Source organism: Halomonas sp. CKK8, assembly GCF_029625235.1.
Classification (GTDB): Bacteria; Pseudomonadota; Gammaproteobacteria; order Pseudomonadales; family Halomonadaceae; genus Halomonas; species Halomonas ventosae.
The window spans coordinates 3,889,887-3,915,107 of the sequence record NZ_CP121193.1 but is presented as its reverse complement, the minus strand read 5'-3'; the positions used below and the strand labels follow the sequence as shown (position 1 = coordinate 3,915,107).

Annotated in this window: 16 protein-coding genes; 8 read left to right on the top strand and 8 right to left on the bottom strand. The window is 68.9% G+C overall.

All coding sequences use genetic code 11. The features are described 5' to 3' along the window. Positions 1-35 precede the first annotated feature (35 nt). Genes P8934_RS18410 through P8934_RS18395 form a run of 4 tightly spaced genes read left to right on the top strand, consistent with a single transcriptional unit; the run spans position 36 to position 6,479 of the window. Positions 36-3,713 (top strand): ATP-binding protein, encoded by a 3,678-nt coding sequence (locus P8934_RS18410; RefSeq protein WP_278032300.1) that lies wholly within the window; start codon positions 36-38, stop codon positions 3,711-3,713. Positions 3,714-3,724: 11 nt separating this feature from the next. After that, entirely contained in the window at positions 3,725-4,351 is a 627-nt protein-coding gene (locus tag P8934_RS18405; protein WP_347403464.1) for a hypothetical protein, read from the top strand. Beyond that, positions 4,348-5,595 carry a hypothetical protein gene (locus P8934_RS18400; protein ID WP_278032298.1) on the top strand — a complete coding sequence of 416 codons (1,248 nt, stop codon included), beginning with the start codon at positions 4,348-4,350 and terminating at the stop codon, positions 5,593-5,595. Before P8934_RS18405 ends, P8934_RS18400 begins: the two co-directional genes overlap by 4 nt. Next, positions 5,592-6,479 carry a hypothetical protein gene (locus tag P8934_RS18395; RefSeq protein WP_278032297.1) on the top strand — a complete coding sequence of 296 codons (888 nt, stop codon included), beginning with the start codon at positions 5,592-5,594 and terminating at the stop codon, positions 6,477-6,479. The genes P8934_RS18400 and P8934_RS18395 overlap by 4 nt, the downstream gene beginning before the upstream one ends. A 146-nt stretch (positions 6,480-6,625) precedes the next feature. Here the strand turns inward: P8934_RS18395 and P8934_RS18390 are convergent, their stop codons facing one another. The 7 genes from P8934_RS18390 to P8934_RS18360 form a co-directional block, all read right to left on the bottom strand. Further along, complete coding sequence (locus tag P8934_RS18390) at positions 6,626-7,606, bottom strand: D-glycerate dehydrogenase (RefSeq protein ID WP_278032296.1); 981 nt, start codon at positions 7,604-7,606, stop codon at positions 6,626-6,628. A 267-nt stretch (positions 7,607-7,873) separates the two neighbouring features. Continuing rightward, positions 7,874-9,223, bottom strand: a complete 1,350-nt coding sequence (locus P8934_RS18385; protein ID WP_278032295.1) for an MFS transporter — start codon at positions 9,221-9,223, stop codon at positions 7,874-7,876. Between the two features lie 188 nt (positions 9,224-9,411). Beyond that, a complete protein-coding gene (gene nirD, locus P8934_RS18380; protein ID WP_278032294.1) occupies positions 9,412-9,807 on the bottom strand; it encodes a nitrite reductase small subunit NirD in 396 nt (131 codons plus the stop codon). Positions 9,808-9,818: 11 nt separating this feature from the next. Beyond that, positions 9,819-12,329 (bottom strand): nitrite reductase large subunit NirB, encoded by a 2,511-nt coding sequence (nirB, locus tag P8934_RS18375; protein WP_278032293.1) that lies wholly within the window; start codon positions 12,327-12,329, stop codon positions 9,819-9,821. After that, a complete protein-coding gene (locus P8934_RS18370) occupies positions 12,326-13,660 on the bottom strand; it encodes an FAD-dependent oxidoreductase (RefSeq protein WP_278032292.1) in 1,335 nt (444 codons plus the stop codon). The genes nirB and P8934_RS18370 overlap by 4 nt, the downstream gene beginning before the upstream one ends. A gap of 234 nt (positions 13,661-13,894) precedes the next feature. Next, positions 13,895-14,938 (bottom strand): CmpA/NrtA family ABC transporter substrate-binding protein, encoded by a 1,044-nt coding sequence (locus P8934_RS18365; RefSeq protein ID WP_278032291.1) that lies wholly within the window; start codon positions 14,936-14,938, stop codon positions 13,895-13,897. After that, positions 14,935-15,534 carry an ANTAR domain-containing protein gene (locus tag P8934_RS18360; RefSeq protein ID WP_278032290.1) on the bottom strand — a complete coding sequence of 200 codons (600 nt, stop codon included), beginning with the start codon at positions 15,532-15,534 and terminating at the stop codon, positions 14,935-14,937. Before P8934_RS18360 ends, P8934_RS18365 begins: the two co-directional genes overlap by 4 nt. Positions 15,535-15,942: 408 nt before the next feature. On the opposite strand from P8934_RS18360, the gene P8934_RS18355 reads away from it, so the two are divergent. The 3 genes from P8934_RS18355 to P8934_RS18345 all read left to right on the top strand — a co-directional run bounded on the left by P8934_RS18355 (position 15,943) and on the right by P8934_RS18345 (position 20,932). Beyond that, the gene (locus tag P8934_RS18355) at positions 15,943-18,672 is read left to right on the top strand and encodes a nitrate reductase (RefSeq protein WP_278032289.1); all 2,730 of its coding nucleotides are present in this window, start codon (positions 15,943-15,945) and stop codon (positions 18,670-18,672) included. Then, the gene (gene cobA, locus P8934_RS18350) at positions 18,629-19,573 is read left to right on the top strand and encodes a uroporphyrinogen-III C-methyltransferase (protein WP_278032288.1); all 945 of its coding nucleotides are present in this window, start codon (positions 18,629-18,631) and stop codon (positions 19,571-19,573) included. The genes P8934_RS18355 and cobA overlap by 44 nt, the downstream gene beginning before the upstream one ends. A 333-nt stretch (positions 19,574-19,906) precedes the next feature. Continuing rightward, entirely contained in the window at positions 19,907-20,932 is a 1,026-nt protein-coding gene (locus P8934_RS18345; protein ID WP_278032287.1) for a hypothetical protein, read from the top strand. 6 nt (positions 20,933-20,938) lie between these two features. Here P8934_RS18345 and P8934_RS18340 read toward each other — a convergent pair whose 3' ends face one another. After that, a complete protein-coding gene (locus tag P8934_RS18340) occupies positions 20,939-22,972 on the bottom strand; it encodes a CocE/NonD family hydrolase (RefSeq protein ID WP_278032286.1) in 2,034 nt (677 codons plus the stop codon). Positions 22,973-23,178: 206 nt separating this feature from the next. Here P8934_RS18340 and P8934_RS18335 point away from each other — a divergent pair, with 206 nt between their 5' ends. Further along, positions 23,179-25,185: a CocE/NonD family hydrolase gene (locus P8934_RS18335; RefSeq protein WP_278032285.1), complete on the top strand. Its 2,007-nt coding sequence runs from the start codon at positions 23,179-23,181 to the stop codon at positions 25,183-25,185. Positions 25,186-25,221 lie beyond the last annotated feature (36 nt).

Sequence of the window (25,221 nt, the reverse complement as noted above, 5' to 3'; positions counted from 1 at the left end):
GGGCAGCATGGATCGCCTACGACCAAGGACGCGATATGGCTCACCTGCAACGCATCGTGATGATCCACGGCCACCTCGAGGGAGTGGTGGAGCTCAGTGTGGACGGCCACACCAACATCTGCGGCACCAACGCCTCGGGCAAGACCACCCTGCAGCGCCTGGTGCCGGTGTTCTACGGCGAGCAGCCCAACAAGGTGGTGCCGAAGACCCGGCTCAAGTTCGACGCCTTCTACCTTCCGCACCGCAACAGCTATCTCGTCTACGAGTATCGCCGTGAGGAGGGTGATCTCTGTCAGGCGGTGCTGACACGCAAGAGCGATGGCGGCGTCGAGTATCGCTTCGTCGGGGCCCCCTATCGCCCCGAGGACTACCTGGTGGAGAGCGAGGGCGGCGTTACCGGCCTGGATTACGCCCAGTGGGCCAACGGCCTGCGCCGCCAGGGCATCCCTCCATCGGCCAAGCTGGGCGCCACCTCGGAATACCGCTCGGTGATCCAGAACGACTTCACCCAGACCGGGACCCAGCCCAGGGGCAACAGCAAGGAGGGGTTGCGGCTTCGCCAGCTTGCCGCCCGCTTCAGCCTGGTGCGCCCGGGGCAACGCATCCGGCATATGGAGAAACTGGTCTCCGCGGTGCATGCCAAGGAGGGCAAGATGGACACCCTCAAGACCATGCTGGCGGCGATCTTCGAGGAGGACGGTGTCGAGCTGCCGGTGACCCGCATCCGCAACACCAAGGCACGCGAGTGGATCGACCGCATGCGTCAGTCGATGCGCCTCGAGCCCCTTCAGCGCTCGCTGTCTGCCCTGGAGAGCCTCGATCGCGAGATCGCCGATGTCGAGACCTCGCTGTGGCAGCTGCGGCCCCAGCTCGAGGCCGACCGCCACCGCGCCGATCGCGAGAGCGCAGACCTCGAGGCGCAGATCCAGCGCCATCAGCGGGCCTTCCAGGTCCGGGAGGCGGCCTATCAGGAGACTCGCGATGCGCTGAATGATCGCTTGAGCTCGCTCGACAGCGAGCTGAGCAAGGCGCGCGCCGACCTCGACGACCTGCAGCGCCAGTTCGAGGCCTTCGAACAGGCCGACATGCCGGGCCTCGAACAGGACCTCAAGGCGCTCCCCCAGTGGCGCGACCAGCAGCAACAGCTGCGCGACCACCTGGAACTGATGCAGCAGGCGGTCAAGGAGAGCAAGGCCAGGCTGGAGGCGCGCCTGGTGGAGCTGGGCGACCTCCTCGAGCAGCGCCGCGACGAGCTCCAGGCGCTGATCGATGCGCTGGGCGAGGAGAAGGAGGCCTGTCGCGACCAGCAGCGCGATGCCGAGAACCGCCTGGATGCGGACTACCAGGCTCGCCGCCAGGCCCTGGAGGAGGACTTCCGCACTCGCCTGGACCAGATCACCGAGCGGCTCTCCGAGCTCAAGGCGCAGCTTACCCATAGCGCCCAGATCCCGGAGGAGGCGCGCGAGGCGGAGCAGGCCCAGGCCCGGGTCGACCAGGCCCAGAGCGAACAGGGTGCGGCTGCCACCGCGATGGAGAGCGTGCGAGCCGAACTGGATGAGCGCAAGCAGGAACGCGAGGCCGCCGAGCGCGAGCTGGAACGAGCCCGAGCGCAGCGCTCCCGCGCCGAGGCGCACCGCGACGCCCTGCTGGTTCAGCGTGACCCCGCCCAGGGCAGCCTGCGCCACTTCCTGCGTCACCACCGCCCGGGCTGGGAGCAGGGCCTGGGCAAGGTGATCGCGCCCGAGCTCCTCGAGCGCCGCGACCTGGCGCCCCAGCTCAACGAGGAGGCCAGCGACGACCTCTTCGGGTTGGCGCTGGATCTGGCCGCCATCGCGCTGCCCGACCATGCCCAGGACGAGGCCAGCCTGCTGGCCGAGATCGAGGCCGCCGAGGCAGCGCTGGGCGAGGCCCAGGAAGCCGAGAAGGGCGCCGAGAAGGCACTCCGCGCCTGCCACCAACGGGTGCAGGAGGCCGATGCGCGCCTCGACCGCGCCCGGGGCACGCGTCGCCGCGCCGCCGAGGAGGTTGATTACGCCCTGCAGGCGCGCAGCCAGTGCCAGCAGCGCCATGCCGCCGCGCAGCAGGCGCGCCAGGCCGCCTGTCGCGAGGCGCTCGAGGAGCAGGAGGCCGTGCAGCAGGCGCTGCGCGACGAGCAGCGTCAGGCCCTGGAGGCCCTGGCCGACGGCCACCGTGCCCAGCGCCTGGAGCTGACCGCCGACTTCCAGGGGCGGCTGGCCGGCTTCGATCAGCAGATCGCCCAGCACCGCCGCCAGCTGGACGATCACCGGGAGGAGAATCGCCGCCAGCGTGATGAGCTGCAGGCCGCCTTCGACCGCGAGCTGACCGAGCAGGGTGTCGACCCGGTCACCGTCCGCGAGACCCGCTCACGCCTGGAGGCACTGGCCACACGCATTCGCCGGACCACCGAGCGCGAGGATGAACTGAGGGAATATCGCCACTTCATGCGCGTGGCGTGGGGCGAACGCAAGCCGCGCCTGGTGGAGAGGGAGGCCGAGCTCTCCCGCGAGCGCCAGCAGGCCGAGCGCGAACGCGAACAGCAGCGGGCCGACTTTCGCACCGCCCGCAGCGAGCACCAGGCGGCGGTGAGTGCGCTGAAGGCCCGCCGCGACGCGGCCAGGGCGCTGGTCGAGACCCTCGCCCCGCTGCTCGACAAGCTCGAGGCCCTGAGCCTCGATCCCGCCCCGGAACCCATCGGCGAGGCCCCGGGCGATGCCGATGAGCGCATCGAGCGCGTTCGCCAGGGCCTTGCCGACCACGCCCGGCGGCTGGACGAGCTGCGCCGTGGCTGCGAGAAGATCGAGTCCGAGTTGATCAAGGGCGCCAGCGCCGACTTCCAGGAGATGCTCGAGGCCGAGCGCGCCAAGCTCGAGGGCGAGAGCCCGCGCCGGCTGCTGCCGGTGATCGCCGGCATGCTCCAGCTGCTCGAGGGGCAACAGCAGCAGCTGCTGCAGGAGGGGCGCAACCTCGGCGATGACCTCGACAAGTTCTTCACCGTGTTCCGCGACCTCAATCGGCGCATCAATGCCCAGAGCCGGCGGCTCTCCGACGAGGTGGCCGACGACCTCAGGCTCGAGGGCATCGGCAGGGCCGAGGTCAAGATCCAGTCGACCATCGACGAGCTCGGGTTCTGGGAGCCGCTCAAGCGCTTCGCCCAGCGCTACCACGAATGGCGTGACTCGGGCCAGCCACTGCCCGGCGACGACTACCTCGATGCCCTGGCCGACGTGGTGGAGCTGTTGCGCAGCGACCAGCAGTACAGCTTCGAGAGCCTGCTGCGCCTGGAGCTGCACCTCAGCGAGGGCGGCACGGACCTGGTCATCAGGAACGATCGCCAGTTGCTGGAGTCCTCCAGCCATGGCATGGCCTACCTGATCCTGTGCAAGTTCCTGCTCGCCTTCACCCGGCTGCTGCGCGGCGAGGCCCGGGTGGCCATCCACTGGCCCATCGACGAGATCGGCACCCTGGCCTACCACAACGTCGAGAAGCTGTTCGACGCCTGCGACAACAACCGCATCCATATCGTCGGCGCCTTTCCCAACCCGGAGTCGGATGTGCTGCTGCTGTTCCACAACCGTTACCTGATTGACCGCGATGAGGCGGCACCCGGCACGCGACGCCTCAAGCGCATCGAACCGCGCCTGAGCCGCCTGGCCCAGCGGCTGCAGGCCCGTGCCGAGGAGGCCGCCCCATGACCGAGCGCTCGATGCTTGAACATGGCCCCCTGCTCGAACGCCTGCTGACCGGCGAGTTCATCTGCGCGGTGAGCGACGAGAGCGCCTTCCGTCGCCTGCAGGACGACGAGGTTCGCGAGCAGCTCGATACCTACCTGCGCCCGCTCAACCGCCGCCTGGCCACCAACGACGAGGGCAGCGTCTACTTCCTGGCCTGGCGAGCGCTCGACGAGGGCGCTCGCGAGCAGCTCTCGCGCCAGCTGGCGGACACCGTCAACAGCCTGCTGCCGATGCTGGAGTGGCTGCAGCTGGTGCAGGAGACGCTGGGCCGCGACGGCCTGGCCGCCCCCGGTGACGTGCTCAAGCCCGCCGACTTCAGCTCGCGCTGCGAGGACAACCAGGGGCTGCGTGAGCGCCTCGAGCGACTGGCCACCGACCCCTTCTTCGGCTCCCAGAGCGACCAGCTCGACGCCCAGCTCAAGCAGGTCTTCAAGCGCCTGAAGGAGCACGGCTACCTGCTCCAGCCCCACGCCGATCGCCAGTACTTCGTGGTCACCGCCAAGATCGACTACCTGGTCGACCTGGTGCGTTTCATCCGCGACGAGGAGAACCTGCCCGTGGACGACCAGGCCCCGGCCAGCCAGGAGAGCCTGCTGTGAGCGACCGCGACCCCCACGCCCTGGAGAGCCGCCTGATCGGCACCGGCGTCGAGCGGCTGGCGCTGCTCGGCAAGCATGCCGAGGCGCTGATGGCCGGCTACGCCCGGGACGAGGTGCCCCTGGAGGGGCTCAGCACCACGGCACTCAACCGACTGCTGGCGGCGCGCATCCTGTGGCGGCCGGACGAGCAGGGCGGGGTGAAGCTCGCCCCCAAGGTGCGCGAGCTGATCGCCGAGATGCTCGCCGACGAGGCCCGGCGCCACGTCAATGCCGACGTGGCCGAGACCCTGGAGCTGATGCGTACCCTGGTGCAGAGCTACCGCGAGGCCCGCGACGCCGGCGAGTACTGGCGTCAGGAGCAGCAGCTGCTGCGCCTGCGCCAGGAGGTGGATGACCTCAACGGCCGCTTCGCCGATGCCATCGACAGCCTGTGGCGGCGCCTCAACAGCGACTTCGGCTTCGTCAGTCGCCTGGGCGACAAGATTCGCGAGAACGCGCGCGCCCAGAAGCAGATCGTGCGCCTGCTCGACGGCCTGGAGCTGATCGACTTCCACGAGCTGATCGAGCTGGTGGGCAGCGATGGTGCCCTGCGCAAGCTGCTGGTCAGCGGCCTGCAGCAGCAGCTCACCCAGCACTACACCAGCCTGCGCGAGGTGCAGCGGCGCATGGTCGAGCTGATGGCCCGCTTCCGCCAGCAGCAGTCGCGAAGCCGCCTGGTGGCCGGCATGGCCGGTTTCCTGCGTGAACATCCGGGCTTCGTGCCCGGCAACTACGCCCGGCGCAGCGAGGTGCCGGCGCTGGTCAACCGCGCCGCCCCGCTGGTCCCCGCCGGCGCCGCGGCCCTGGATCACCACCCCGATACTCGGGCACTTACCGAGCTGCTGCACCGGCTGCCGCGGCCTGTTCATCGCCCGGAACCGGTGACCGCCGGCGCCGCCGCGGCTCCCCAGGAAGACACCCTCGTCGCCGCTCGTCAGCAGGCGCTCAAGGAGGACGTGGAACGCTTCTATCTCGCGGTGGTGGACCGCGGCGGTGAGGGGCTCAGCGCCCTGGCGTACCTGCATGAGGGCGAGCTGGCGTGGGGCGAGGAGATCTGGCTTTTCCAGGTGATTGCCGAGTTCCAGGGCCTGCCCAGGGGCGAGCAGCGCGCCTTCCGCCTTCGCCAGCAGGAGAGCCAGGCCAGCCCCTTCAACCACCTGCGGCTGATCCATGACGTCAGCCTCGAGCTGAGGGTGGGGGCATGAAGCTGTCATCGCGTGCGCGCCACCTGCTTCGCGATGCTGACCATGCGCTGCGTAACTCTTCCAGAGTGGAGAAGCGCCGCAGCAAGGTGGCGAACGAGGTCGTGGCCTGGTGCCAGGCGCACGATATCGAGCTCGGCCCGCGCCTCTCCCACGCCCGCTTGCAGCTCGACCCTGAGCTGCTCGCCCGGATCGACGAGACCCTGGCCGCCCTGGGCGAACCCGCCATCGCCGCCGAGCTCAGCGGCCTGACCACCGCCGAACAGGCCCACCTGGGTAACCGGGAGGAGAAGGGCGTCCGCGAGAAACCTCGCGATCGACGCGTGCTGGCCAGCTTTCCCGCTGCGGCGGAGCGGCGGCCGGGCCTGGCCGGACGCCCCCGGGATTTCCTCGACCTCGACTGGCGCGACCTCGACCTCGACGCCTTCGACGTGCTGGTTCAGGTCGAGAACCTCGACGGCTTCTATGCCTTCGCGCCGCCCCCTGCGGCGCTGGCCAACGGGGCCTGCCCGCTGGTGCTCTACCGCGGCGACAGGCACTACGGCGGCGCCTTCGCCAGGGTGGCCGAGGCCTGGGCAGAGCGTGCCAGGCCCCACCTCTATCTCGGCGACTTCGACGCCAAGGGGGTGAGCATCGCCCTCGCCAGCCGCGCCACCCATCTGTTGCTGCCGCCGTTCGAGGATCTGGTCGAGCGCGCCAATGCTGCGCACCTGCCCCCGGAACAGCAGCGCTACCAGCCGGCCCTGCGCGACCACGCCGCCTGCCTGCCCATTGGCCACCCGCTGGCCGAGTACCTCGTCATCCTGCTTCGCGAGCAGCGCGGCCTGCGTCAGCAGTGGTTTGGTGATTCACTGCAGGGGGTGCCGTTGGGTGAATCTGGACTTTAAGGGAAAGGCATCCGCTCTCTTCGTTTCAGACCTACCACATGGATATCTCGGAATTAGGCCTTTTGCCTGGGTGTAGGGTCCCGGGTAATTGATCATCCGGGACAGGCCAGCTAGTGGTGTTCCTTTTCTATCCCGTTTCGGTGGGGTCATGCGGGTCTCCAGGCGCTTTCATTGACCAGGTTGATCGGTCGCTCGCCCTTGAGCGCCAGGATCAGGTTGTCCACGGCGCGCTGGGCCATGGCGGTACGCGTCTCGTGGGTCGCCGAGCCGATGTGCGGCAGGGCCACCACGTTGCTCATGTGCGGCAGCGGCGACTCCGGCGACAGCGGCTCCTGCTCGAAGACGTCCAGGCCGGCGGCGCGAATGCGCCCCATCTCCAGCGCCTCGATGAGCGCCGCCTCATTGACGACCTTGCCGCGCGCGATGTTGACGAAGATCGCCGACGGCTTCATCAGGGCAAACTCTCGCTCGCCGATCAGGTGCTCGGTCTCGGCGGTGAAGGGCACGGTGACGCACACGAAGTCAGACGCTTCGAGCAGCTCGTCGAGTTCGCGGCGCTCGGCCCCCAGCTCCGCTTCCAGCTCGGGCTTGGGTGAGGCGTTCGAGTAGAGGATGCGCATGCCGAAGCCCAGGGCGCCGCGCCGGGCCACGGCGGCGCCGATGCGCCCGAAGCCGATCAGCCCCAGGGTCTTGCCGTGCACGTCGCTGCCGAAGTGCTCGGGCCCGACCCCGGCTGTCCAGTCGCCGCGCTTGACCAGGTCGGCCAGCTCCACGGCGCGCCGGGCGGCGGCCATGATCAGCAGGAAGCCGGTGTCGGCGGTGGTCTCGGTGAGCACGTCGGGGGTGTTGCACAGCAGGATGCCGCGACGGGTCAGCGCCTCGACCGGGTAGTTGTCGTAGCCCACCGAGATGGTGGCGATGGACTCGAGCTTTGGCGCGGCGTCGAGCAGCTCGGGGGTGATGGCCAGGCTGGCGCCGATGAGGCCGTGCGCCTCGGGTAGCGCGGCCCGGAAGGCCGGGTCGTCGGCGGACGCCAGGTCCGGAAAGGCCTGGACCTCGAAGTCCTGGCCAAGCTGGGCCAGCTGGTCATCATTCAGGCGGCCATAGGCCAGGATGCGCTTCTTCATGGGTCAGGCTCCTTGTCTTGAGAGCGGACAGCTTGGCTTCCAAGGTGGCGAGGTGCTTGCGATTCGGCAACCCCTCCATCGCCCACCACCTGCAGCGCGAGCGAGCCGGTCGGGTTGCCGCGGTGGACCGCCTCCCGGGGCGAGCGGCCATCGAGCCGGGCGCTGTCCACTCGCCTGCCGTATAGACGACGGCGGTTTCAATAACCAGGCGCAACACCACCGCCCGGCGGGGCGGTGGCTTGTACAAGACAGGCAGACACGGAAGGGTCAGCGCAGCGACAGGGCGGCACCTCCCTGACTGGCCTCCGCCTCGCGGTAGGCGGTGGCCTCCCGGGCCTCGACCTCCGGCGTAAAGCGTACCAGCAGGGTACAGAGGGCGGCGATGATCACGGCCACGCCCAGGTAGAAGAGCCCCTGCTGGTAGCTGAGCGACTCGGAGCGGAACAGGAAGCCGGCGGCGACTGCGCCGGCATTGCCGCCGGCACCAACGATCCCGGCCACGGCGCCCAGTGCCCGCTTGTTGATGAAGGGCACCACACCGAAGGTGGCCCCCTCCGCCATCTGCACGAAGAGACTGAAGACCAGCATGATGCCGATGGCGAGTGCCAGCACATGCATCTGCGAGAAGAACATCAGGGCGATGCCCTCGCAGAGCATGGCGATGAACAGCCAGCGCACACGCCCCTTCAGGCCAGCCTGCCGGGCGAAGAGGTCCGAGAAGATGCCGCCCAGGGTGCGGGCGAAGAGGTTCATCAGGCCGAAGAGGCCGGCGATCATGCCGGCGGTGGCCAGGGTCAGGTCGAAGTTGTCGAAGAAATAGATGGCGGCGATGTTGTGGATGGTCAGCTCGACACCGAAGCAGGCGGCATAGACCACGAACAGGGCCCAGACCCGGATGTCCCTGGCGGCGGCCAGGAAGGTCTGGCCGGCACTGCTCTCGCCGCTGGCCGCCGGCAGCTCGCCGCGAGCACGCAGCGCATCGAAGTTGCCGTCGGGGGCATCCTGGGTGAAGCGATAGTAGGCGATGCCGGTGAGGAACAGCACCACGCCCGGGACCACCATGGCCAGCCGCCAGCCGAAGGCCTCGTTGACGCCCAGCATCAGCAGGCCCGAGAAGATGAGCGGCATGAGGATCTGGGTGGTCCCGCCGCCGAGGTTGCCCCAGCCGGCCGAGGTGGCGTTGGCGGTGCCCACCACGTTGGGCGCGAACATGATCGAGGTGTGGTACTGGGTGATCACGAAGGAGGCACCGATGGCGCCGATCGCCAGGCGGGCGAGCAGGAAGGTCTCGAAGCTGTTGGCGAAACCGATGGCCATCACCGGCAGGGAGCCGAGACAGAGCAGCCAGGTATAGGCCTTGCGCGGCCCGATACGGTCGCAGAGCACGCCGATCAGCAGCCGAACGACCACGGTGATCGCCACCGAAGCGATGATGGTGTTGCCGATCTGGGTCTTGGTCAGGCCGAGGTCGTCGCGCACCACCGCCATGAGCGGGGCAATGCCGAACCAGCCGAAGAAGCAGAGGTGGAAGGCGAACCACGAGAAGTGGAAGGCTCGCATCTGCGGCGTCTTGAGGGTGAACAGGCGAATCCTGTTGGCCTTGTTGCGGATCTCCATGGGAGTACCTCGTCGAGTGATGATCGAACACGCGATGTTGGGCCTTCACCGTTGAAGGTCGGGTCTGACGCACTCGTACTCCGGGGAGCCTGGTCCACGCCTGCCTTGCCGTTGATGAGTAACGCTCGGTATCTGTCTGGGAAGTGGGTTGTTGATCAGTGCCTTGATGGGGCGGCCATGCCCTGCCTTCATGCCCTGATCCAGACCTCATCGCCCTTGAAGCTGACCGGCCAGGTGCGTAGCCGAACGCCTTCGTCCTCCAGGCACTGGCCGTCGGCGAGGCGGAAGTGCTGCTTGTACAGCGGCGAGGCCACGACCGGCTCGCCCTGGAGATCGCCGACGATGCCGCGGGCGATGACGTTGGCGCCGGAGAAGGGGTCGCGGTGGTCGAGGGCATGGAGCTCCTGGTCGAGGCCGAACCGCGGCGTGTTCGGGCCACCGGGAACGTAGAAGAGGGCGACCTGGACCGGCCCCTCATCGGTATCGAGCCAGGCGGCGACGCCGGAGAAGGGCACCAGATCGGTGCGGTTGCAGAGGGCTTTCCAGGTCTGGGTCATGGTCTTGGCTGCGGTTGCGGTGGTCATGATGATATTCCTTATGCCGGGCGGAGCTGGCCGCGCTCTTCGGTCACGATGATGTCCGGGTCCGGGCGGCTGTCGTTGACGAAGCTGCGGAAGCGCTTGAGCTTCTCCGGGTCGTCGATGGCATTGGCCCACTCGCACTGGTAGGTGTCGACGACGCGCTGCATCTGGCGCTCCAGCGCCTCGCCTATCCCCAGGCGGTCGTCGATGACCACCTCCTTGAGGTAGTCCAGGCCGCCCTCGAGGTTCTCGCGCCACACCGAGGTGCGCTGCAGGCGGTCGGCGGTGCGCACGTAGAACATCAGGAAGCGGTCGATGAGCTGGACCAGCCGCTCGTCGTCGAGGTCGGTGGCGAAGAGCTCGGCATGGCGCGGGCGCATGCCACCATTGCCGCAGACATAGAGGTTCCAGCCGTGCTCGGTGGCGATGACGCCGATGTCCTTGCCCTGGGCTTCGGCACACTCCCGGGTGCAGCCGGAGACGCCGAACTTGAGCTTGTGGGGCGAGCGTAGGCCCTTGTAGCGGTGCTCCAGCCGGATCGCCATGCCCACGCTGTCCTGCACGCCATAGCGACACCAGGTGCTGCCCACGCAGGACTTCACCGTGCGCAGCGACTTGGCGTAGGCGTGGCCGGTCTCGAAGCCGGCGTCGAGCAGCTCGCTCCAGATGTCCGGGAGATCCTCCAGGCGGGCGCCGAACAGGTCGATGCGCTGTCCCCCGGTGACCTTGGTATAGAGGCCGTACTTCTGCGCCACCTGGCCCAGCACCACCAGCTTTTCCGGGGTGATCTCGCCGCCGGGCACCCTGGGCACCACCGAGTAGGTGCCGTTCTTCTGCATGTTGGCCATGAAGGTGTCGTTGGTGTCCTGCAGCGGGATATGGGCGGCATCGGTGATCGGCTCGTTGAAGCAGGAGGCGAGTATCGAGGCCACCGCCGGCTTGCAGATGTCGCAGCCGAGCCGGTGGGTCTCCGGGTTGCCGTGCACCTCCATCAGCTCGCTGAAGGTCTTGATGCCCTCGACACGCACGATGTCGTAGAGCGCCTGGCGGGTATGGGCGAAGTGCTCGCAGATCGAGCGGTCGACCTCCACGCCGCGACTCTCCAGTTCGTGCTCCACGACGCTCTTGAGCAGGGCCGTGCAGCCGCCGCAGCCGGTGCTGGCCTTCGTCTCGCCCTTGATTGCGGCGAGGTCCCCGGCCCCGCCATCGATGCTGGCGCAGATATTGCCCTTGGTGACGTTGTGGCAGGAACAGATGGTGGCCGTCTCGGGCAGGGCGTCCGGTCCCAGCGTCGGGGCGCCTTCGCTGCTGGGCAGGATCAGCGAGGCCGGGTCCTCGGGAAGGTCGAGGCCGTTGCTGTAGTACTGCAGCAGGGTGTCATACACGCTGTTGTCGCCGACCAGCATGGCGCCCACTAGGCGCCTGCCGTCGCTGGAAACCACCAGCTTGCGGTACTGCTGCTTGAGCTGGTCGAGGTAGCGGAATACCCGGGCGCCGGGCGTCCGGTCGCCATGGGCATCGCCGATGGCCCCCACGTCGACTCCCAGCAGCTTGAGCTTGGTGCTCATGTCGGCGCCGCGGAAGCTCTCTCCCTCGCCGCCGAGCAGGGTGTCGGCGGCTACCTTGGCCATCCGGTAGCCGGGGGCGACCAGGCCGAAGATGCTGTTGTTCCAGAGCGCCACCTCGCCGATGGCCAGTATCGCCGGGTCGCTGGTCAGGCAGCGGTCGTCGATCACCACGCCGCCGCGCTCGCCCATCTCCAGGGCGCTGTCCCGGGCGAGTTCGTCACGCGGGCGGATGCCGGCGGAGAAGACGATCAGGTCGGCCTCCAGCACCTTGTCGTCCTGGAAGACCATGCGATGGCTGGCATCCACGCCATCCTCGATATGCTGGGTGGCCCGGTCGGTATGGACCTGCACGCCGAGTGCCTCGATCTTCTCGCGCAATAGCTCGCCCCCTTCGCCGTCGACCTGCATGGGCATCAGGCGGGGCGCGAACTCCACCACGGCGGTCTCCAGGGTCAGGCCGCGCAGGGCATTGGCTGCCTCCAGGCCGAGCAGGCCGCCACCCACCACCACGCCGGTAGAGGCGGACTCGGCGGCAGCGCGGATGGCATCCAGGTCGTCCAGGGTGCGATAGACCAGGCAGCCAGGACGGTCGCTGCCGGGTATCGGCGGCACGAAGGGATAGGAGCCGGTGGCCAGCACCAGGCGATCGTAGGGGGTGCGGCCCTTCGTGGTCACCACTTCCCCGGCGTCGCGGTCGATGGCGGTCACGGCCTCCGAGAGGCGCAGTTCGATGCCGTTGGCGGCGTACCAGTCGACGTCGGAGAGGGCCAGGGCATCGGCATCGCGGCCGGTGAAGTACTCGGAGAGGTGCACCCGGTCGTAGGCTCGGTGACGCTCCTCGCCGAAGACGGTGATGGCGTAGCGCGTCGTGGCACCCCGCTCGATGAGCTGCTCGACCAGGTGGTGGCCGACCATGCCGTTACCGATGATGATCAGGTGTTGCTTGGGCGTGTTCATGCGGCCTCCTTGACGGGGCGGTCCGGATTGTCGGAGTTGGTGTCGGAGTGATGGGCATCGAGCAGGGCATCGGCATCGGCCGCGCCGAGCAGCAGGGCCTGGCGGCAGGTGCCGAGATCGCTGCCCGCCTGGGCCTGGTCGAACAGCCAGGGGCCCATGGCGGTGTCCCCATAGAGGATGGCGCCCTCGAGTCGGCCGTCACGCAGCAGCAGTCGGCGGTAGTCGCCCTGCTCGGGGTCGTGGTAGGCGAGCACGTCGTGGCCGGTGTCAGGATCAATGGGGCCGAAGGCAAACAGCGAGATGCCGCCGATCTTGAGCTTGGTGGCGCAGGGCCTCTCCTCGTAGCGGACCCCCTCGGCGGGATCGGCCGTCAGCTGCTCGGCGAGCACCTCGACCTGGCGCCAGATCGGCTCCACCAGCCCGTAGGTGGTGCCCTCGAACTGGCAGCACTCGCCCAGGGCGTGGATCGCCGGGTCGGAGGTGGTCAGGGTGTCGTCGACGACGATGGCCCGGTCGACGTCGAGTCCGGCGCGCTGGCCCAGTTCGGCGCTGGGGGTGATGCCGGCGGCGACCACCACGCAGTCGGCCACCAGGCGCTGGCCGTCGACGAGGCGCACTCCGCTTACCCTGCCGTGGTGGTCGCCCTCGATCGCGGCCAGCTGAGCGCCGGTGTGGATGGCCAGGCCGCGGCGACCGAGCTCGGCCTCCAGCAGGCCGGCGGCGGTGGCATCGAGCTGGCGATTCATGAGGCGCGCAGAGCGCTGCAGTACGCTTACCGCCAGGCCGCGTGAGCCCTGGCGGGGAGAGCCCTCTCCGCGCTTGCGCAGGCCCTCCGCAGCCTCCAGGCCGAGCAGCCCCCCGCCGATCACCACGACCCGGCCGCCATGCTCGGCGACGCCTGCCAGAGTCTCGGCGTCGTCGAGGTCACGGAAGCCGTGGACGCCCGACAGCTCGATGCCGGGCACCGCCGGCATGGCCGGGCGCGAGCCGGTGGCCAGCACCAGGCGGTGATAATCGAGGGCACGACCGGCATCGGTGGTCAGCCGGCGTGCCACGCGATCGATCCACGTGACCCGCTCGCCGAGTAGCAGCTCGACGCCCTGCTCGGTGTACCACTCGGCCTCGCGCAGGGTGAGCGCCTGGCGCTCCATCTCGCCGGCCAGCCAGGGCGAGAGCAGGATGCGGTTGTAGGCGGGGGTGGCCTCGTCGCCGATCACGGTGATCCGCGCCGGTCGGCCCGGTCGCTTGAGCAGGGCCTCGACCAGCCGGTGGCCGGCCATGCCGTTGCCGATGATCACCAGGTGTTCGGTCTCGTGCGGGGCTGGGTGCATGATCAGGCACCTCCGAGGTGACAAAAAAGAAGACGCCTCGGTGCTGCCCCGGCATCGGGGAGCACTGAGACGTCTTCGTCAGGAGGGGCGATCACCGTTGATCGCCGTTGTTACTCATCAACTAACAAGAACCCGGCCAGAAGGCCGGGTTCGTGATATTACTTCAAGTATTTCAACAAGGTGGAGGTCTCTGCGTGAGGGGCAATATCACCGTGCGCGGACCCTGGCTGCCCTTCACTGGTGCAGGGCAGCATCGAAATGCACGGGGGCGTGGCACTCGTGCAGGGTGCGGATATCGAGCGAGCGGCCCTTGTCGAGCAGCTGGCGTTGCAACGCCTCGGCGATCCGACCCATGGCCTCGACGTCGGGCCGCAGCAGGTCGCCACCGTAGAGGCGCTGGCATATGGGGGCCTGCCCCGCGGGCAGGCTATCGAGGTGGCTGACCGAGCGATCCAGGTAGGGCGGCAGCGCCAGCCAGTCACGGGCCTGGCGACGGTGTTCCGGCGTCTCGGCGAGCCACTCGCTGGCGCTTTTCAGCGCGCGCAGCAGCGCCCCGAGCGTGGCCGGGTAGCGTCGTGCCCAGGAGCGGGTCACGCCCAGCACCTTCTCGGGGTGGTCGGGCCACAGCTGGGCGCCGCTGGCCACCAGTCGGCCGACCCCCTCATGCTCGGCGAGGCTGCCCCAGGGTTCGCCGACGCAGAAGCCGTCGATCTGCCCCTCGCGCAGGGCGGCGACCATGCGCGGCGGCGGCAGGGCGATCAGGTCGACGTCGCGTCCGGCGGCGAGCCCGCCCAGGGCCAGCCATTCGCGCAGCAGGAAATGCTGGCAGGAGAAGGGGTAGACCATGGCCAGGCGGGGCCGCGCTGCGTCCGGATGGCGGGCCCGCCACTCGCCCAGGGCGCGGGCGCTTTCGGCCGGATCGTCGCCCAGCGCCGCTCCGCTCTGCTCGCACAGCCGCGAGGAGAGCACGAGGGCGTTGCCGTTATGGCTGAGGGTGGCGGGTGCCAGGGTGTCACAGGGGGCACGCTCCATGCCCAGGCTCATGGCGAGCGGCAAGGGCGCGAGCATGTGAGCACCGTCGAGCAGGCCGGCCGCGACCTTGTCGCGCAGCGTCGACCAGGCGTTCTCCCGTGACAGCGTGACCTCCAGGCCCTGCTCGGCAAAGAAGCCCTGCTCCCGGGCCACGATCAGCAGCACCGCATCGACCAGCGGGATGAAGCCGAGCGTCAGGTGCGCGAGTTCCGGTGTCGCGGCAGACGACATGGTGGTGTCCCTCATGGCAATGACCCCTTGTCCAGGTGCTCGAGGATATCGATGACGCTCTCGGCCACCTTGGCGATGCGCTGGCCGCGGTCCATGGCGATCTTGCGCAGCATGCGGTAGGCCTGCTCCTCGTCGCAGTCCTGGTGCTTCATCAAGAGCCCCTTGGCGCGCTCGATGCGCTTGCGGTCGGTGAGCTGGTTGCGGACCTTGTCGAGCTCCTGGCGCATCGATTGAAAGGCGTCGAAGCGGGCGATGGCGACCTCGATGATCGCCTTGACCCGGCCGGGGACCAGGCCGTCGACCACGTAGGCGCTGACGCCGGACGTGAGCGCCGCCTGCATGGTGTCGGGGTCGTGCTGGTCGGCGAAGAACACCACCGGACGGGGGTTCTCGCGGTTGAGCAGCGCCATGCTGTCGAGGGTGTCGCGGTCGGGCGATTCCATGTCGATGATCACCACGTCGGGTTGGTGGCGGGCGACCATCTCGTTGAGGCTGGCCGGGCCTTGTAGCCGACAGGCCACTTCGTGACCCTCCTGGGCCAGGGCCTCCTCGACCATGGCGGCGCGCACGAGTTCGTCGTCGACCAGCAGGATCTTCAGGGGTGGGGGCATGGTGACATCGCTCGTCGTTTGGCGTCTGGCCCAGCTGTAAGCAAGATGCATTCCAGGTTCGCCTTTTGCCGGTAGTGAGCGGCCTTGGCGGTGCGGCGACACCACCGGGTCGCCTCATGCTGCACTGCAGTGGTGCGGGCGCTTGCCTGGATGCGTCGCGACTGGTGCAGGCGGGCCGCTCATGACGCGCCGCGAGCGTCCCGTCGGGCAGGGCAACCGGTCAGGATGGCGAGGGTTTTCGTCGCCTGGCACATGGCTTGCTTGAGATAGAGCCAACAACCCGGGGTGCCCAGGCGGTCATCCCCGCGGCAGACGGCAACGACGCCCACCTGCGCCTTCCCTTCCGGGACGACGCGGTGGGCGTCGTCGTTTGCCCGCTCATTTCCGGCTAGCCTCGAGGAGGTCGACATGCAACAGGCCCGAACCACCTGCCCCTACTGTGGCGTCGGCTGTGGCGTTCTGGCCCAGCTGGACGACGAGCAGATGATCCACGTGGAGGGAGACGGCCAGCACCCGGCTAACTACGGTCGCCTGTGCGTCAAGGGCTCGGCGCTGCACGAGACGCTGGGGGAGCACGGCCGCTTGACCCGGCCTCGTGTCGACGGCACCGAGGTCGACTGGACCACCGCGCTGGACAGCGTGGCCACTCGCCTGGCGGCCATCCGCGAGTCGCGGGGGGCGGCGGCGATCGGCGCCTATCTCTCCGGGCAGCTGCTCACCGAGGACTACTACGTCGCCAACAAGCTGTTCAAGGGCTTCGTCGGCACGCCGCATCTCGACACCAACTCGCGGCTGTGCATGGCCTCGGCGGTGGCCGCCCACAAGCGCGCTTTCGGCGCCGACGCCGTGCCGTGCTGCTACGAGGACCTGGAAGAGGCCGAACTGGTGGTGCTGGTGGGTTCCAACCTGGCCTGGAACCACCCGGTGCTCTACCAGCGCCTCAAGGCCGCCAAGACCCGCAACCCGCTGCTGCGCGTGGTGGTGATCGACCCCCGCGTCACCGACAGCTGCGAGATCGCCGACCTCTACCTGGGCCTGGCACCGGGGAGCGATGGCCGGCTGTTCACCGGTCTGCTGGCCCGCATGGCCGACACCGGCAGGCTCGACCGGGTCTACATTGACCGCCACACCGCCGGCCTCGAGGAGGCGCTGGCCGCGGCTCGGGAGGAGGACGCCAGTGTGGAGGCAATCGCCGCCGACTGTGATCTCGACCCGGAGCGGCTGGAGACCTTCTACTACTGGTTCACTACCCAGTTGCATGTGGTGACGCTCTTCTCCCAGGGCATCAACCAGTCCTCCAGCGGCACCGACAAGGGCAACGCCATCATCAACTGCCACCTGGCGGGCGGCAAGATCGGGCTGCCAGGCGCCGGGCCCTTCTCGATCACCGGCCAACCCAACGCCATGGGGGGCCGCGAGGTGGGCGGGCTGGCCAACCAGCTCGCCGCCCACATGGACTACGACACGCCGGGTGCCATCGACCGTGTCACGCGCTTCTGGACCACGCCGGGCCTGGTGCCGACCCTCCCCCAAGGGCCCGGCCACAAGGCGCTGGCCCTCTTCGAGGCCATCGAGCGTGGCGAGGTGCAGGCGGTGTGGATCATGGGCACCAACCCGGCGGTGAGCCTGCCCGATGCCAACCGCGTGCGCCGCGCCCTCGAGCGCTGCCCGCTGGTGATCGTCTCCGACTGCGCGGCCGCCACGGACCTGCTGCCCTACGCCGATATCGTCCTGCCGGCCTCCGGCTGGTCCGAGAAGGATGGCACCGTGACCAACTCCGAGCGTTGCATCTCGCGCCAGCGCGGCCTCCTGCCGCCGCCGGGAGAGGCACGCCACGACTGGTGGATCATGGTCGAGGTGGCCAGGCGCCTGGGGTTCGGCGAGGCCTTCGCCTACGCCCATCCCGCCGAGATCTTCGACGAGCACGCGGAGCTCTCCGGCTTTGAAAACGAGGGGAGCCGGCTGTTCGACATCTCCGCCCTGGCCGGCCTCGACCGTGCCGCCTATGACGCCCTCCCCCCAATCCAGTGGCCGGTGACGGCCGACACCCCCCATGGCACCGCCCGGCTGTTCGAGTCGGGCCGGTTTGCCACCCCGGATGGGCGAGCCCGGCTGGTGCCGGTGCGGCCCCGCGGCCCCGCGCAGTCACTCGACCCGTCCCGTCCGCTACGCCTCAATACCGGCCGGGTGCGCGACCAGTGGCATACCATGACGCGCACCGGTCGGGCCCCACGGCTGATGAACCACCGCGCCGAGCCCTACATCGAGGTGCACCCGGACGATGCTGCCTCACACGGCATCGAGGACCAGCAGCTGGCGAGGCTCGTTGGCGCCGGCGGCGACTACGTCGGCCGGGCACGTCTCTCCCGGGCTCAGCGCCACGGCGAGCTCTTCGTGCCCATTCACTGGACCGACCAGTTCAGCGGCCGGGCGCGCATGGGCGCCCTGCTCGAGGGGCACGTCGACCCGCTGTCGGGCCAGCCGGAATCCAAGCACGGCGCCGTGTCCCTCGCGCCCCTGGCCTGTGCCTGGGAAGCGACCCTGGTGATTGCCGATGACCTGGCCGTCGAGCCGACCTGGTGCGGCGAGGTCGGCTACTGGGCGCGCATTCCCCTGGCCCGGGCGCAGCGCTGGCAACTGGCCGGCGGCGAGGTACTCGACTGGCTGGCCTGGGCCGCCCGGCGTCTGGGGGTGGCGGCGTCACTGTGGTGTGACGACCCGGCCCAGGGCCGCCTGCGGGCGGCGGGCCTCCAGGAGGGGCGTCTGCGCTGGTGGCTGATGGTGGGGCCGCCGGCCGAGCTGCCCGGTCTGGCCTGGCTCGATGCGCGCTTCAGCGAGGCGGCGAGCGGCGAGGCGCTGTCCACGGGGCAGAGGCGTCGGCTGCTGGCCGGGTGCGATGACGGGGCCGGTGACAGCGGTCCGTTGGTCTGCAGCTGTCATCAGGTAGGAGAGGGGGCCATCGTCGCCGCCATCCGCGAGGGGGATGCCAGCGTCGAGGCGCTGGGTGCGCGTCTCGCCTGCGGCACCCAGTGCGGCAGCTGCATTCCCGAACTCAAGTCCCTGATCGAAGACCGTGCCGAAGAGGAGGGGAGCCATGCGCGCGCCAAGCCGCAACCCGACGCCATCGATGTCGCTTGAGTCGGCAACCAGGGCGTGCATGCCGCTGGCGCGTCTCGCCCAGGGGACAGGCCGCTGGCTCGCCGAGCGGTTCGGCAGTGCCGCGCGTCCCGCGGACGACCCGCGGGAAGGGGATTGCCCTAGCGGAACCGTCTATCTGGTGGGCGCCGGCAGCGGGGCGGCCGACCTGTTGACGCTGCGTGCCGCCCGGCTGCTTCAGCAGGCCGATGCCGTGGTCTACGACCGCCTGGTCGGGGATGAGGTGCTGGCGCTGATTCCCGCTGGGCGGGAGCGCCATGACGTGGGCAAGGCCCGTGGCCACCACAGCGTCCCCCAGGCCGAGATCGGTGACTTGATGGTCAGGCTGGCACGTCAGGGCAAGTCGGTGGTGCGCCTCAAGGGTGGGGATCCCGGCGTGTTCGGGCGCATGGGGGAGGAGCTGGGTGCCCTGGGTGAGGCCGGCGTCCCGGCCGAGATCGTGCCCGGCATCACCGCCGCCTCGGCGGCCTGTGCCGCCATGGGCATCCCCCTCACCGATCGCGCCCATGCCCAGCAGTTGCGATTCGTCACGGCCCAGCGCTGCCGGGAGGACGGCGAGCCCGACTGGGCCTCGCTGGCCTGCCGGGACGAGACCCTGGTGTTCTACATGGGGCTCGGCAAGGTGTCGGCGATCTGTGAGGGGCTGCGTGGGGCGGGGCTCCCCGACGACTGGCCGGTGATGCTGGTGGCCAATGCCAGCCTGGCCGACCAGCACTTTCTGATCGGGGGGCTTGCCGACATGCCGGCCAGGCTGGCCGCCGAACCGCTCCCCTCGCCCTGCCTGATCGTGGTGGGCAGCGTGGTGCGCATGGCAGCCTCCACGCCGGCAGGCCATGCCGTGCAGCGTGACAGGTCGTCAAGGCATGAAACCGTAGGTTCTTGATGCAGGGAAGTAGGGGGGATCGAGGTCAGTCGAAAGTCACCCCCCGTCGTGCAGTAACCTCGATCAGCGGCACTTCTCCGTCACCCCCTCGACTGCTTGGATTGAATGCTTCGATATATCGATGACATCTCCTGGGCCTGCTGGGGGAGTCAGTGCAAGCCCTGGAAGTATCTTCTGGAGCCCGGGGCTCTTCAGGCCTCGGAGCGGGTGCGATCATCGACTGACACGGGGGCTATACTGTGTTGACCCGTCGCGTGCCGGGGCATGGTGTCCAGGCTCGGGTGAGCGTTGGGCGCCTGGTTGGGAGGCATCACCCGGGACGTCGGAGGTGACATGTCGGATATTCAGGTGGCCGTGCTGTTGGGGGATCCCCGTCTTCCTTATGCCTATGCCATAGGTGGCGGTTTCGGCGAGGAGGAACTGGCCGCGGTCGAGCATCTACGCGATGCCCTCGCGCGGCTCCGGGGGTATCGTTTTACCTTTCTCGACGATCATGGGGCCTGGATCGACGATCTGCGGGCCAATCCCCCTGACCTGGCACTGAACCTCTGCGATACGGGCTTCCGCAACGACTGGGAGCTGGAGCGCGATGTGCCGGCGCTACTGGAGGTCCTGGGGATTCCCTATACCGGCGCCGACCCCATGGGCATCAGTCTCACCACCGACAAGGCCCTGGTGCGCGCCCTGGCGGCGGGGCAGGGCATTCCCGTTCCCAACGAGACCTACGTGGACCTGAGCGCGGCCCCGCTGGTCTTGCCGGCCATCTATCCTTGCCTGATAAAGCCCAACGGTAGCGGTGGCAGCTTCGGCATCACTCGAGACTGCGTGGTGCGGGATGTCGGGGAAGCAGAGGCTTACCTGCGCTGGCTGGCCCAGCAACCCGGCGTCGCCGATGCGCTGATCCAGGACTTCCTCACCGGCCCGGAGTATACCCTGGGGCTGGTCGGCAACAGCGCGAGCGGCTTCACGGTGCTGCCGCCGCTGGAGATTGACTACTCGGCGCTGGATCCCGCATTGCCCCCCATCCTGACCTACGGCTCCAAGGCCGATCCCGACTCGCCGTACTGGGAGAAGCTCCGTTTCCGGCGGGCCGAGCTCGATGACGTCACCTGGAGCCAGCTGGTCGACCATTCGGTCAAGCTGTTCCGCCGCCTGGGGCTGCGCGACTATGCACGCATCGACTTTCGCAAGGGCGAGGATGGCCAGCCGCGACTGCTCGACGTCAACACCAACCCGACCTGGTACTGGGACGGCAAGCTGGCGCTGATGGCCGGGTGGGCGGGCTATCCCTATCATGAGCTGCTGCGGCTGATCCTCGAAGCCGCGATCAGCCGTTATGGCCTGCGCGTTCCTGCCTGAGTCCCGTCACAGCAACCGGCGCACGATCTCCTCGTCCCAGTCCCGGCGCGCGAAGAGCGCGTCGCCCTCGTAGGCCTTCAGCATGCCGCGGATCCGGAAGCTCCGTGAGGTGGCGGTCAGGCTGGTGCGGCATTCCAGACGGGTGGACCAGTTGCCTCGCTGGTGGGTGGTGGTCTGCTCGACCGTCACTTCGGCCGTTTCGGGGTCGTAGTCGTGGATACGGTAGGTCTTGGCGAGGGTATAGCCGACCGTCAGGTCGATGTCTTCGATCCGAGCCAGCGCGGCATCGCCGAAGTCGCCGCCGGTGGTGGTGATCCGGTAGGTCGACATGCCGGTGGTCAGGTCGCGTTCCACCCGGCGCTGGAAGGGGGCCACCTTAAGGGTCGTCATCTCCGGCATGGGGCCGCGTTCCGGTGGCTCGAAGGGCCGCAGCTCGGCGTCCTCGGGGCGGGGCGGTCGTTCCGGCAGAGTCAGCTGGCTGATCCCGGTATGCAGCGTCAGGTTGACCGGTGCCGGTGCCGGCCAGATCACCGGCCAGTAGCTGGTGGAGACGGCCAGCCGGACGGTGTGGCCGGGTGCGAAGGCATAGGCGACATCGTTGAGCTGCACGGTCACCCGGTAGCGCCGGCCCGGTTCCAGCGGGGCAGGGTGTTCGCGGCTGTCGCGCTGGGTGAGGTTGAGCAGGCCGTAGCTGACCCGCGCCGAGGCGCCGTCCGGGGCGACGTCGTTGAGGCGCACGATGACGTAGGCCACCGGCCGGTCCACCGAGAGCTCGAGCGAGACGACGGGGGCACCGAGGATCTCGAGGCGCCGATCGAGGGGATCCGAGTCGAAGACCAGGGACTTGCCGTCGTCTTCCCGCTGGTCGATGGGCGCCTCGCCCTCGGAGCCGAACCCGTACCAGTCGCCGGCGCCCAGGCCGGTCGTCTGCGGCGAGGCGATGCGCATGCGGTCCTCGCCATCGGCCTTCTCGCCCAGCGACAGCACGTTCAGGTGGAGCGTCTTCGGCTGGATTCGCGACGAGGGCCAGCTCGTTTCCGCTACCCAGCGGCCCGGACGCTCGGCATACATCGGGGCGGGTGGCACATACTCCTCCATCCAGACCCGCAGCAGGGGTTCGTCCATGATCCCGGTGTCGAGGCCCTTCAGCCAGTGGTCCCACCAGCGCAGGGCCTCCTGGAAGAAGCCGATCGCCGGGCCGGGCAGGGCGGCGTGGGGGAAGGCATGGGACCAGGGGCCGATCAGGCCCTTGCACGGCGCCTTCAGCCCGGCCAGCAGACGGGGAATGGCGTTGACGTAGCCATCGGCCCAGCCCCCCACCGCGTACACCGGGCAGGTCACCGCGTCGAAGTCCTCGCAGACCGAGCCGTGCCGCCAATAGGCGTCCCGGTGGGGATGGCGCATCCACACCAGCGGGTAGAAAGGGGCCTGCTCGATGCGATGTTTCCACTGGGTGCGCCATTGTGCCCCGACGATGTCGGGATCCGGCGGGGTCGTGGCGCAGGACAGCAGCACGGACCCCCAGCCGAGGTTCTCGTTGAGCAGGCAGCCGCCTTGGTAGTGGACATCGTCGGTGTAGCGGTCGTCGGTGGAACACATGGTGATGATGGCCTTGAGCGGGGCCGGCCGCAGGGCCGCCACCTGCAGCGCGTTGAAGCCGCCCCAGGAGATGCCCATCATCCCGATCTCGCCGCTACACCAGGGCTGGGCGACCAGCCAGTCGATGGCCTCCACGGCATCGTCGAGCTCCTGCTGGAGATACTCGTCATGGAGTATGCCATCGGAGTCGCCGCTGCCGCGCAGGTCGAGACGCACGCAGGCATAGCCATGCCCGGCGAAATAGCGGTGCAACGGCTCGTCGCGCAGGCGGGTGAAGTCACGCTTGCGGTAGGGCATGTACTCCAGGATGGCCGGCACCGGCTCGGATTCCGCGTCGGTGGGACGCCAGATCCGGGCCGCCAGTCGCGCCCCGTCTTTCATCGGGATCCAGACGTTCTCGATGACGCGAACCTCACGGGGAAAATCCTCGACGATCTTCATGACGCTACCCTCCGGGCCGCACCGGCAACGGCGGTGCTTGCTGAAGCATATACGACGACGGCAAACCCGGCGTCCGCTCGTGTTGCGCCGCCGACCGGATCAGGGACGCGACGCGCCTCATGGCGGTGAGGTATATGCTGAAGCATGTCGGTGGGGGCCAGGCCGGTGTCGGGGTCGCGATGCCGGATGTCGGGGGAGGAGCGGGGATGGCGGATGCACAGCAGGACGACGTGACGGTCATCGAGAATGCCTGGGTCCCCATGCCGGATGGCGCCAGGTTGGCGGCCAAGCTCTGGCTGCCGGCGGGTGCCGAGTCGGTCGGCGTGCCCGCGGTCCTCGAGTACATTCCCTACCGCAAGCGGGACTTCCGGGCGACCCGGGACAGCCAGATCCACGGCCACTTCGCCCGGCACGGCTATGCCGCGGTCCGGGTGGACCTGCGCGGCAGCGGCGACTCCGACGGCGTGCTCCATGACGAATACCTGTCCCAGGAGCTGGAGGACGGCGTCGAGGTGATCCGCTGGATCGCCGCCCAGCCCTGGTGCAACGGACGGGTGGGGATGATCGGTATCTCCTGGGGCGGCTTCAATGGCCTGCAGATCGCCGCCCTGCAACCCCCCGAACTGCAGGCCGTGATCACCGTCTGCTCCTCGGACGATCGCTACACCGACGATGTCCATTACATGGGCGGCTGCCTGCTTACCGATAACCTCTCCTGGGCCTCGGTGATGCTCTCCTACAACGCCTGCCCCCCGGACCCGACCATCGTCGGTGAGCGCTGGCGCGAGCTGTGGCAGCGGCGGCTGGAGCACAGCGGGCTCTGGTTGAAGACCTGGCTGGACCACCAGCGGCGGGATGCCTACTGGCGCCACGCTTCGGTCTGCGAGGACTTCGCGGCGATCCGCTGTCCGGTGTTTGCGGTCAGCGGCTGGGCCGATGGCTACTGCAACACGGTGTTCCGGCTGATCCACCACCTGAAGGTGCCACGCAAGGGGCTGGTCGGGCCCTGGAACCACAAGTATCCCCACCTGGGTGGTCCGGGACCCTCCATCGACTTCCTCGGCGAGTGCCTGCGCTGGTGGGATCGCTGGCTCAAGGATCACGACAACGGCGTGGATCGGGAGCCCCTGCTGCGCGCCTGGATGCAGGACAGCGTCTCGCCGATCAGTGACGACCGTCCCGGGCGCTGGGTCGCCGAGACCCAGTGGCCCAGCCGCCGCCTGCGGCCACGGGTCTATGCGCTATCCCGGGAAGGCCTGGTCGCCGGGGAGCCCGCGGAGGGCGCTCCCTTGTCGATCCGCAGCCCGCTGAGCGTGGGGCTCTTCGCCGGCAAGTGGTGCAGCTATGCGGAGAGCACCGACCTCCCGACCGACCAGCGGCTGGAGGATGGCGGCTCGCTGTGCTTCGATACGCCGCCGCTGGCCCGGGATGTCGAGATCCTCGGCGAGCCCTTCGTCGAGCTCGAGCTCTCGGCAGACCGGCCCCAGGCGATGGTCGCCGTGCGGCTCTCCGACATCGGTCCCGACGGCACCGTCACCCTGGTGAGCTACGGGCTCTGCAACCTCAGTCATCGCCATGGCCACGACCGACCCGAGCCGCTGACGCCAGGCGAGACCTACCGGGTCAGGGTCCGCCTCAATCACGTCGCCCAGTGCTTTCCCGCGGGCAACCGCATCCGCGTGGCGCTCTCCTCCTCGTACTGGCCGCTGGCCTGGCCGTCGCCGTCTCCGGCGACGTTGACGCTCCATCCGCGAGGCTGTCGCTTGGCCCTGCCTCAGCGTCCCCGACGGGGCGCGGACAGGACCCTGCCCGGTCTCGGTGAGCCCCGCATGGCGCCAGGCCCGACCACCACTCTGCTTGTTCCGGCCCATCGGGAATGGACGGTGCTCTTCAACCTGGCCACCAACGAGGCCACGCTCGGGATCATCGACAACGATGGCAGCTGGCGGCTCGACGACCTGGGCCTGACGCTCGGCTATGACGTCACCGAACGCTACTCCCAGGCCAACGACGACTACGCCACGGTGAGCGGGGAGGTCATCAATCGGCGCAGGTTCGAGCGCGGCGATTGGCGGGTGGATATCGTCACACGCACGGTGATGACCAGCACGGCCAGCCACTTCCACCTCAATGCTACCCTGGATGCCTACGAAGGCGACGAGCGGGTCTTCTCCCGGACCTGGAACGAGGTCATCCCCCGTGACCATCTGTGAGTCTCGCCGGTCGAAACGCCCATGGCCGGGCGCTGG